The organism is Nonomuraea antimicrobica (assembly GCF_039536965.1).
Taxonomy (GTDB): Bacteria; Actinomycetota; Actinomycetes; order Streptosporangiales; family Streptosporangiaceae; genus Nonomuraea; species Nonomuraea antimicrobica.
On sequence record NZ_BAAAZP010000184.1, the window covers coordinates 1 to 4430 of the forward strand.

1 protein-coding gene is annotated in these 4430 nt (G+C 70.0%); it reads right to left on the reverse strand.

Annotation, left to right across the window (positions count from 1 at the left end):
• On the reverse strand, positions 1–4430 hold a 4430-nt coding region (locus tag ABD844_RS41805; protein ID WP_344891488.1), incomplete at both ends, for an RHS repeat domain-containing protein.

The window sequence follows — 4430 nt, forward strand, 5'->3', positions numbered from 1 at the left end:
CCGCCCGCTGCATGGCCAGCGCGGCCTTCTTCCTCGCTGCTTGCGCAGCCCTCTTCCTGGCCGCCTCCGCGGCCCTCTTCCTCGCCGCTTCCGCGGCCTTCCTCCTGGCCTCCGCAGCGGCCCTGCGCCTGGCCGCTTCCAGGGCCCGCCTTCTGGCCGCTTCCGCAGCCCTGCGCCTGGCAGCGGCCAGCGCCGCACGCCTGGCGGCGGCCCGCGCCGCACGCCTGGCAGCGGCCTGGGCCAGCTTCTTGGCGATCTGGCGTGCCGCGATCCTGGCCGCGATGCCGACGACCACCCAGAAGATCTGCCCGTCGGGGTCGCTCATGGTGATGGGGCTGTTGTTGGCGTAGGCGTAGGCGTTGAGCTGCTGCGGATCGCCTTCGTCGATGATCGGGTCGACCGAGAGGAAGCGGCCGAGCTTGGGGTCGTACTCGCGGGCGCCGAGGTGGACGAGCGCGGTGCTCGCGTCCTCGGTGCCGCCGACGAACCCGCGTTGCCCCGGCCACCAGGACGGTGGTGCCCCGCGATCCTCTCCGAACGGGGTCTGCCTGCGGATGGCCAGGTCCCCGGTGGTGGCGTTCACCACGGCCTGCGCGGTGCCCTGGTGGTCGTTGGCCATGAAGGAGACCTGGTTGTCCGGCGTGCGGACCGCGATGGCCTCGCCGCCGATGGTGTAGTAGCGGGACTGCTCGACGACGTCTTTGGCGTGGTCGAGGCGCAGCTCCATGTCGTCGATGAAGAGGGTGGTATCGGTGGGCGTCTTGCGGATGAGGCGGTCGCCGTCGGCGTCGTAGACGTACGAGGTCGTCTTGCCTGCCTCGGTCACCGACGCCAGGTTGCCTTCCGCGTCCCAGACGAGGCTCTGGTCGGAGGTGCCGACCTTGCGCCTGGTGGTGTTGCCGGCGGCGTCGTACTCGAAGAGGTCGGCGCCGACGGTCTGCAGGGCGTGCGGCTGCTTGCCGCCCTGCGCCGGGTAGGTGTAGTTGCGGACCTGCTCACCCGCGCTGCCGAAGGCGTGCTTGGTCTCCTTGGTCCGGTTGCCCGTCTTGTCGTAGGCGTAGCTGACCGCGTACGGCGCCACGCCGCCGATCTTGTCCGACTGCGGAGTGCCCGCGGCACAGTCGTCGGTCGCGGTCCAGGCCGAGGTCAGCCGGCGCAGATAGTCGTACGTGAAGCACTGCGTGTCCTGGCCGACCTTGTCGGCGATCTTGGTGATGTTGCCGACCGCGTCGTAGGAGTAGTTGAGGTCCAGATCGCTGGCGGCGGCACCGGCCCGGTCCAGCCGCATGCTGGTCAGCCTGCGGGTGCCCTCGTCGTGGGTGTAGGTGAGCCAGGTCTTCTTGGTGCCCTCACCCAGCTCGTACTGGAGGGTCTCGCCCATCTTGGAGTAGCGGGCCGCGCTCACGTACGCCGACAGGCCGGTGACCTTGGTCGGCTGGCTGAGCCCGTCGTAGCTGTAGACGACCTGCTCCTCGGCCAGGCCGCCCGCGGCGGGGAAGCTGACCGACTGGACCTGGTCGTCGAGCGTGTAGCGGGTGTTGAGCTGGTAGGAGCCGGCCAGCTTGCCCTCCCGCTCGGGGATGGTGACCGTCTGGCGCAGCGTGCGGTAGTCGGCGTCGATCGCGTTGATCTCGGCCTTGTACGCCTGCCCGCCGATGTACCGGATGCTGGCGTTGAGCTCGCCCTTGGCCAGGGCGTCGTACTTCCACTCGGCCAGCAGCGGCCCGGTCGCCGAGCCTTCGCGCATTTCCGTCTTGCGGCCGAGGGTGTCGTAGCCGTACCACAACGTCTTGCCGCGCGAGTCGGTGGTCGTGACCACCTCGTCGGCGTCGTTGTACGTCGTCGTGGTGACGCCCTTGTCCGGGTCCTCGGTCTTGACCTCCCGGCCGCGCAGGTCGTAGTGGTGCCGCCACACGTTCCCCGCGGGGTCGGTCACCGTGGACAGGCGCCCGGCCTCGTCGTAGGTGTACTTGGTGGAGTCGTACTCGCCGGTCGGGGTCGAGCCCTTGTACTGGCGCAGCTCGAGCAGCCGGTCCTGCGCGTCGGCGATCCGGGTCGTCGCGGTGCCGCCCTGCGGCTGTGTGACGTGGAGCCGGTCGCCCTCCTCCTTGGCCGACACCCGGTACTTCTCCGCGCCCTTCACCTTGAGTACCTCGGCGCTGACCTCACCCGTGCCGTCGAACAACGTGACGACCTGGTTGGGCACGTCGGCGTCGGCCACCGCGAGCAAGCTGGTGGACGGCGTACCGGTGGCGAAGTAGCCGGTGTTGGCCTTGTACTCCTCACCCAGCGAGTTGTGGAAGGTGTCGGTGATCGTGCGCCCGTCACGCAGCGCGGGATCCGTCGTCTGGTCGTCCCTGGGCGCGGGTTCCTGGGTCTGGCGCTCGCGCATCAGGCCGTCGAACAGCTCGTGGCTGCTGGTGTAGGTGCCGTCGGCGTTGAGCGTCTTCGTGGTGACGACGCTGGGGCCGTCGGTGCGCACCGTGTAGGAGTACTCGGTGCTGGGCGACTGCCCGTCCGCCTTGCTGCGATCGGCCTGCCAGACCTTGGTCAGCCGGCCGAGCGCGTCGTACTCCATGTCGACGCGGCGGTTGTTGGCGTCGATCTCGGCGACCGGCTCGCCCCAGGCCGGGTTGATCAGGGTGCGCTCGGCGTGGCCGAGCTGGTTGGTCTCCGTGGTCTCCGTCGCCGGGGCGCCCGCGGTCGGGCTGTAGGCGGTGACGGACTTGGTGCCGAGCGGGTCGGTCTCGCTGGTCTCCCGGCCGTAGACGTCGTAGGTGTGGGAGCTGCCGGTGATCGTCTGGCCGTCGGCCGAGACGAGCTCCTGGACCGAGGTGACGTTGCCCGTGGTGGGCGGCTGGCCGTTCGCCTGCCCGTCGTACTGGATCTTCTCGTCCGAGATCGTCTCCTCGGCGGCCAGCGCGGCGACCCCGGTGCCGCAGCCCGCGGAGACCGTCTGGACCCTGCTGGGGTAGTCGAGCATCCAGGACGTGTCGTTGCGGGCGTAGGTGTAGCGGGTGCACTCATCGTCGTCGGCGCTGGCCAGGTCGTTCTGCTCGTGGACCTGGAGGAGCAGGCCCTTGGCGTCGTACGCGCGCTCCTCGCCGGTGCGCCGCCACGTGCCGTTGGCCAGGGCCGTGCGGGTCACCATCGACTTCGCCTCGACCACGTGCGCGGCCTTGGTGACGCCGCCCTGCGTGGACTCGGCCGTCTTGACCGACCACGGTGCCTGCGCGGTCGCGGTCAGGAGCGCCCCGCCGTCACCGTCGTAGAGGACCTCCTCGCGCTCCAACCCGGCGTACTGGTCGAGGTCGTCGAGCTTGACGCCCTCGGAGTCCGCCACCTGCACGCTGCGCTTGGAGCCGTCGGCCAGCTTGTCGCCGTGCATGCCGCGGAAGAACCGGAACTCCGTCAGCGTGCGCTTGCCGTCCTGGCCGTCGCCCTCGCGGACGCGTACCCTGCCGAATCCCCGGTAGTCCGACCACGTGCGGTGCTCGGGCTTGACCAGGATGTTCTCGGCGTAGTGCCAGGCGGCGCCGTCCAGGTACTCGTAGTCGGAGACCACGTTGGGCGAGCCCGCGACGCGGTCCACCTCGACGGTCTGCGTGACCACGTACTTGTGGAACCAGTCGGTGACCTCGGCCTCGTCCGGCGGGGCCCAGCGCTGCGGGAAGCAGCGCCTGCTGTTCTTGTCCACCGCGGGAACGTCGCCCGGCTTGCAGTCGGCCGCCGAGTAGGCGATCCGCAGCTCGCCGCCCGACTCGTTGCCGATCGCCTGCACCCGCCACTTGACCAGCGGAGCACGGCCCTCGAGCGCGTCCACCCGGTTCGGGAGCTGCACGCCGGTGAACTTCACCGCGGGCAGCGTGAGGGTGCCGCCCACGTGACCGGTCTGCTGGATCGAGGCCAGCCACAGGGCGGGGCTCATGCCGTCGCCCGAGGCGGGGAACTGGTGCGTCAGGGTCCAGGAGTCGACGGGGGTGTACTGGCCGGCTCCGTTGCCGAGCTGGGTGGTGACCTTGGTCAGCCGCTTGCGGGTGAAGAAGGTCGGCGCCAGGCGGTCGGTGCACTTCACGCCCGAGTCGCAGATCTGGTCGAACGGCACGTCCGGCCAGTGGGCGGCGGTCTCCTTCTTCAGCTCGGCGGCCGCGCACGTCACGGTGCCGCTGGGCAGGCACCGCTCGGCCACGTCGAACACCACCCGGGCCGCGGGGGCCTTGGTGAACAGCTCGTTCTTCAGGTAGCCGTAGTCGATCCGGGAGAGGTACGCACCGCGCACGTACTGCGTGCCCAGCTCCGGCTTCATGTTGCGGCCGTAGTAGTTGGTCTCCTGGGTGTACCAGTAGGTGGTGGCGTTGCCGTGGGTGTCGACGGCGTAGTCGAGGTTCCACCGGTAGCCCTGCTGGCACCAGGCGTTGGCCGGGGTGCTG